Source organism: Shewanella sp. 3_MG-2023 (assembly GCF_030548765.1).
Lineage (GTDB): Bacteria > Pseudomonadota > Gammaproteobacteria > Enterobacterales > Shewanellaceae > Shewanella.
Window position 1 is genome coordinate 1 of sequence record NZ_JAUOSH010000062.1, and the last position, 5,059, is coordinate 5,059.

General features: G+C 39.3%; 4 protein-coding genes and 3 tRNA genes. 6 read left to right on the top strand and 1 reads right to left on the bottom strand.

What is annotated here, in order from left to right; genetic code table 11:
• Positions 1-1,282: 1,282 nt before the first annotated feature.
• Both murB and birA read left to right on the top strand, forming a co-directional pair.
• Positions 1,283-2,296, top strand: coding sequence for a UDP-N-acetylmuramate dehydrogenase (gene murB, locus Q4591_RS19850; protein ID WP_303462569.1), 1,014 nt, complete (start codon positions 1,283-1,285; stop codon positions 2,294-2,296).
• A 1-nt stretch (position 2,297) separates the two neighbouring features.
• Positions 2,298-3,263, top strand: coding sequence for a bifunctional biotin--[acetyl-CoA-carboxylase] ligase/biotin operon repressor BirA (gene birA, locus Q4591_RS19855; RefSeq protein WP_303462571.1), 966 nt, complete (start codon positions 2,298-2,300; stop codon positions 3,261-3,263).
• A gap of 6 nt (positions 3,264-3,269) precedes the next feature.
• Here the strand turns inward: birA and coaA are convergent, their stop codons facing one another.
• Positions 3,270-4,220, bottom strand: a complete 951-nt coding sequence (coaA, locus tag Q4591_RS19860; RefSeq protein WP_102436324.1) for a type I pantothenate kinase — start codon at positions 4,218-4,220, stop codon at positions 3,270-3,272.
• 220 nt (positions 4,221-4,440) lie between these two features.
• Between coaA and Q4591_RS19865 the strand changes: the two genes are divergently transcribed.
• The 4 genes from Q4591_RS19865 to Q4591_RS19880 form a co-directional block, all read left to right on the top strand.
• Positions 4,441-4,516, top strand: a tRNA-Thr gene (locus tag Q4591_RS19865).
• A 7-nt stretch (positions 4,517-4,523) separates the two neighbouring features.
• Positions 4,524-4,608: transfer RNA gene (locus tag Q4591_RS19870), tRNA-Tyr, on the top strand.
• 36 nt (positions 4,609-4,644) lie between these two features.
• Positions 4,645-4,718: transfer RNA gene (locus Q4591_RS19875), tRNA-Gly, on the top strand.
• Positions 4,719-4,904: 186 nt separating this feature from the next.
• A partial coding sequence (locus Q4591_RS19880; RefSeq protein WP_303462573.1) for a GTP-binding protein occupies positions 4,905-5,059 on the top strand: 155 nt, incomplete at its 3' end.

The window sequence follows — 5,059 nt, forward strand, 5'->3', positions numbered from 1 at the left end:
CAGTAGTGAAACGCAATCGCGCCGATGATAGTGTGGGGTCTCCCCATGTGAAAGTAGGTCATCGCCAAGCGCCTAATATCTCTCGTAAGAGAGTCGATAAAGCCCTGACTTAACAGTTAGGGCTTTTTTCGTTTGGGGCAAAAAGAATAAATCCTAACGCTGATAACTTGAGTCATTAGCTGCAACATATCAGCGTGAGCGGTGAGTGTGGACGAATGCCCATGTGAAAGTAGGGTGTAATGTCTGTGATTATAAAGCAAGGTTTTATACAGACATGGAACGCGAAGGATTTATCCGCAGCTGAACATCGCCAAGCGCCTAATATCTCTCATAAGAGAGTCGATAAAGCCCTGACTTAACAGTTAGGGCTTTTTTCGTTTGGGGCAAAAAGAATAAATCCTAATGCTGATAACTTGAGTCATCAGCTGCTAGATAATATCGTGAGCGGTGAGGTTGAGCGATTACCCATGTGAAACTAGGGTGTAATGTCTGTATAAAGCAACGCTTTATACAGACATGAAACGCGAAATATTTATCCGCAGCTGAACATCGCAAGCGCCTAATTTCTCTCGTAAGAGAGTCGATAAAGCCCTGATTTAACAGTTAGGGCTTTTTTGTATTTGGGGAAAAAGAATAAATCCTAACGCAGATTACTTGAGTCATTTACTGCTACATATCGGCGTGAGCTGCGAGTCTGGGCGAATGCCTATGTGAAAGTAGATTACCGCCAAGCGCCTAATATCACTCATTAAAGAGTTGATAGAGCCCTGACTTAATAGTCAGGGCTCTATCCGTTTTCGGGGAAAGTGAAATATGTACTAACCATGAGAGCTTGAATCATCAGCTGCTAGATAATATTGTTCGGTGAGAGTGGGAAAATGTTCATGACAAAGCAGACCTTAATGCTGATCTAAATTCAGCAAGGCTTTATAGCGACTCTACACAGATATAAAGTACGAAGGGTTTATTTGTTGATCAACATCAACAAGCGTCTAATCAGTATCAAGCCCGATATTATGTAGCGGGCTTTTTCATTTCTGGCTTTCAATATATATGTATATGGATATTATTTTAATAGAAGACAAATTAAGCTCCCGGTGCTCAATAGGCAAAGTTTTATAGGTTTTTTAGAGATATTGATATGACACGAGTAGTGCTAAGACGTTTTGATATAAAAACCTACGGGATGTAGTAATTTATTAATCAAAAGAGACTTATTTCGCCATTTGTATATATCTTAAGTACAATAGTGTTCATTATTTTTCGTTAGAACTATGCCTTTATGCCTGTAAGTTTAGCTCCCCATAATACCTTGGCCTTAACACAATGTTGCGACGCTATTGTTGAAGTTGACTCAAAAAAACAACTGATTTCAGTCGTTTCTAAGCTTGTCAGTGAATCTAAGCCTATGTTGATCTTAGGCGGTGGCAGTAATGTGGTATTTACCGATGATTTCAATGGCACCATTATAAAAGTGCTTACAAAAGGAATTAAGGTCGTTGAAGATGAGTTTAATTTCATCTTATCAGTTCAAGCAGGTGAAAATTGGCATGATTTTGTTGAATACTGTTTAGAAAATGGCATTAACGGCTTAGAGAATCTAGCGTTAATTCCAGGCACAGTTGGCGCCGCGCCTATTCAAAATATTGGTGCTTACGGTGTAGAAATCGATAATTTCTGCTCTCAAGTAGAATACTATGACTATACGACATCTCAGTTGATAACCCTTGATGCAGATCAGTGCCAGTTTGGTTACCGAGATTCAATTTTTAAACACCAGCTTAAGGATAAGGCTGTCATCACCGAGGTTAAATTTAGATTACCTAAGTTGTGGGCGCCTAATCTTGAATATGGACCACTAAAACACTTACAGGATGACAGTGTTAGCGCACAAATAATATTTGAAACAGTATGTGATGTGAGGCAAAGTAAATTACCGGATCCTAAGGTACTTGGTAATGTTGGTAGTTTCTTCAAAAACCCGATTATTTCAGCTAAGCAGTATCTTGAGTTATTAACCGAATTTAGTGATCTTGTCGGCTACGCGCAAACTGACGGCACGATTAAAATTGCCGCAGGTTGGTTAATTGATGAAGCTAATTTAAAAGGCTTTACAGTAGGCCGTGCTGCCGTGCATACCAAGCAAGCACTAGTGCTCGTTAACCTCGGTGGGGCAACGGGTAATGATATTTGTCAATTAGCTCATGCGGTGATGAATAAAGTTTACGATAAATTTAATATAAATTTAGAACCGGAACCAAGAATTATTGGCCCAAAAGGCGAGGTAGATATCTGATATGAATGGTCATTGGGTTAAAAAGAAACAGATCCTAGCTTTGCTTGATCATAGTGATTATGTCTCTGGTGAGCAAATTGCTCAAAAAGTGGGTTTATCACGCACCGCGGTAAACAACCACATCAGCCAGTTACTTGATTATGGCGTAGATATATACAGTGTTAAAGGCAAAGGCTATAAGTTATCTAACCCATTACCATTATTTGATGAGGCAAAACTATTGGCTGCAATAGATAATCGTTGCTTTTATTTTGATGACATTAACAGCACCAATGCCTTTATGTTGCAACACGCTGATGAATTGAAAACAGGTGATATTTGTATCGCTGAATATCAATCTGCAGGTAGGGGGAGGCGAGGACGTAATTGGGTATCTCCCTATGGGCACCATGTTTATGCTTCAATTTTTTGGCGCTTAAATCAAGGTATGAATGCAGCAATGGGCTTAAGCTTAATTGTTGGCTGCTCTATTGTAAAAACCTTAGAGAAATATGGTGTAGAAAATTTAGGCTTAAAATGGCCCAATGATATTTATAAAGATAATAAAAAATTAGCAGGCATTTTAATTGAATTGTCTGGCCATTCCTTGGATGAATGTAATTTAGTGATCGGTTTTGGCATTAACATGAGTATGTCTAATAAGCATGCTGAAGCTATTGATCAACCATGGAGTGACTTGAGTGCTTTAGCGGAGATGCCAAATAAAACTGATTTAATGATTGATTTACATCAACAACTTAAATCAGATTTACGCCTATTTGAATTACAAGGCTTAACGCCTTTTATACCGCAATGGGAAAAACATGATTTATTCATTCATAAAGAAGTGGATTTGATCATGGCACCTCATTCTCTATCGGGGATCTGTCGAGGAATTGATCAACAAGGCGCTATTTTATTGGAGATTAATGGCAGCATTACATCACACATTGGTGGCGAAATTAGCTTGAGGGCATCTGCCAAATAACCGTATTTATTTACGTAAAAGCACTTGGTCTACAAGGTGGTTCTGGGCTTTTTTTAAAATGAGGTTAGCGCGGGCACGACTGGGTTTGATGTTTGACTGTAAATTGGGGCCGTTAATTGTGTCCCAAATATTCGCTGCCGTAGCATTCGCTTCTTCATCAGACAGTGTCGAATAGTGATGGAAAAACGACTCAGGATCACTGAAAGCCCCTTGTCGGAATTTCAAAAAGCGTTGCTGGTACCAGTGTTTTAACAGTGACTCTTCAGCATCGACATAGATAGAGAAGTCGACATAATCTGACAAAAAGGTACTTTTATGATCAGGTGATGGATCTAATGATGTCTGTAATACATTAAGGCCTTCGATAATCAAAATATCGGGCTGATTAATTTCTTGGACACTATCCGTTAACCTATCGTAGCTGACATGAGAATATAACGGTGCCGATACGGATTCATCGCCAGCTTTAATGCTGGAAATAAAATCAATCAACATTTTCATGTCGTAACTTTCAGGAAAACCTTTGCGCTTAAGCAAATTACGTTGTTTAAGTTCTGCTAACGGGTATAAGAAGCCATCGGTGGTGACTAATTCGACTTTTGGGTGCTCTGACCAGCGTTGTAATAATGTTTGCAAAATACGTGCAGTGGTACTCTTACCGACTGCAACACTGCCTGAGATACTAATGATGTAAGGTGTTTTTGTCGGTTTATGACTTAAGAACTGATCAAGCACTTCACTGCGTTGATGTTTGGCACTGATAATCAGGTTGAGTAGGCGACTTAAGGGCAAATAAATATCCGTCACTTCATCGAGTGACAGTTGCTCATTCATGCCTCGAAGGTTTTCTAATTCTTCTTGGCTTAGTGTTAAAGGCACCGAATTACGTAATTCAGACCATTGTTGGCGCTGAAAAGAAAAATAAAGTGCTTGCTGAGATAATTTATTTGATGTCATAACGTCCTTTCCTTAGATCAGGCACAGTACACCAACAATATATATTGAACAATAGAAAATGCATTGATAGTTTTAGCAATAGTTTAAATCGAGGTATTTTTGAACGCAGTTGTTAAATTGAGCCTAAAAAAGCGACATTTAAGACTTTTTTTATCTTTTTTATGCTTTTGCTATTGCACTTGTGCCGACATTTACCTAATATCCGTTTCCGAAATGATTAGCCGGCATAGCTCAGTTGGTAGAGCAACTGACTTGTAATCAGTAGGTCCCGAGTTCGACTCTTGGTGCCGGCACCATTTTTCTGGAGGGGTTCCCGAGTGGCCAAAGGGATCAGACTGTAAATCTGACGGCTCAGCCTTCGAAGGTTCGAATCCTTCTCCCTCCACCATTTTTAAAGGTAGTTAGGTAGCCTTAAACAGGTTGCGCGGATGTCGTATAATGGTATTACTCCAGCCTTCCAAGCTGATAACGCGGGTTCGATTCCCGCCATCCGCTCCAAATTGCTGAACGACTTGATTGCTTAATATCTCTGTCAGAGTTATTAAGTCAATCAAATCCTTTAAATCAGCACGTCCTGTCTTATGCTAAACTAATCTCCTAAACTAATCGATTCGATGTCATTCAATGCATCGGATTTTTTCTATATGTGTTTTCATTACCAAGACTCTGGGTTGAGGCAATATCATGGCTAAAGAAAAATTTGAACGTAGTAAACCACACGTAAACGTGGGTACAATTGGTCACGTTGACCATGGTAAAACAACTCTTACAGCAGCTATCTCAGCTGTATTGTCAAAAGTATATGGTGGTGAAGTTAAAGATTTCGCACAAATCGATAA

Excerpts from the sequence above, each read along its gene's own strand:
- murB (WP_303462569.1), top strand. The coding sequence starts at position 1,283 with ATGCCTGTAAGTTTAGCTCCCCATAATACCTTGGCCTTAACACAATGT.
- birA (WP_303462571.1), top strand. The coding sequence starts at position 2,298 with ATGAATGGTCATTGGGTTAAAAAGAAACAGATCCTAGCTTTGCTTGAT.
- coaA (WP_102436324.1), bottom strand. The coding sequence starts at position 4,220 with ATGACATCAAATAAATTATCTCAGCAAGCACTTTATTTTTCTTTTCAG.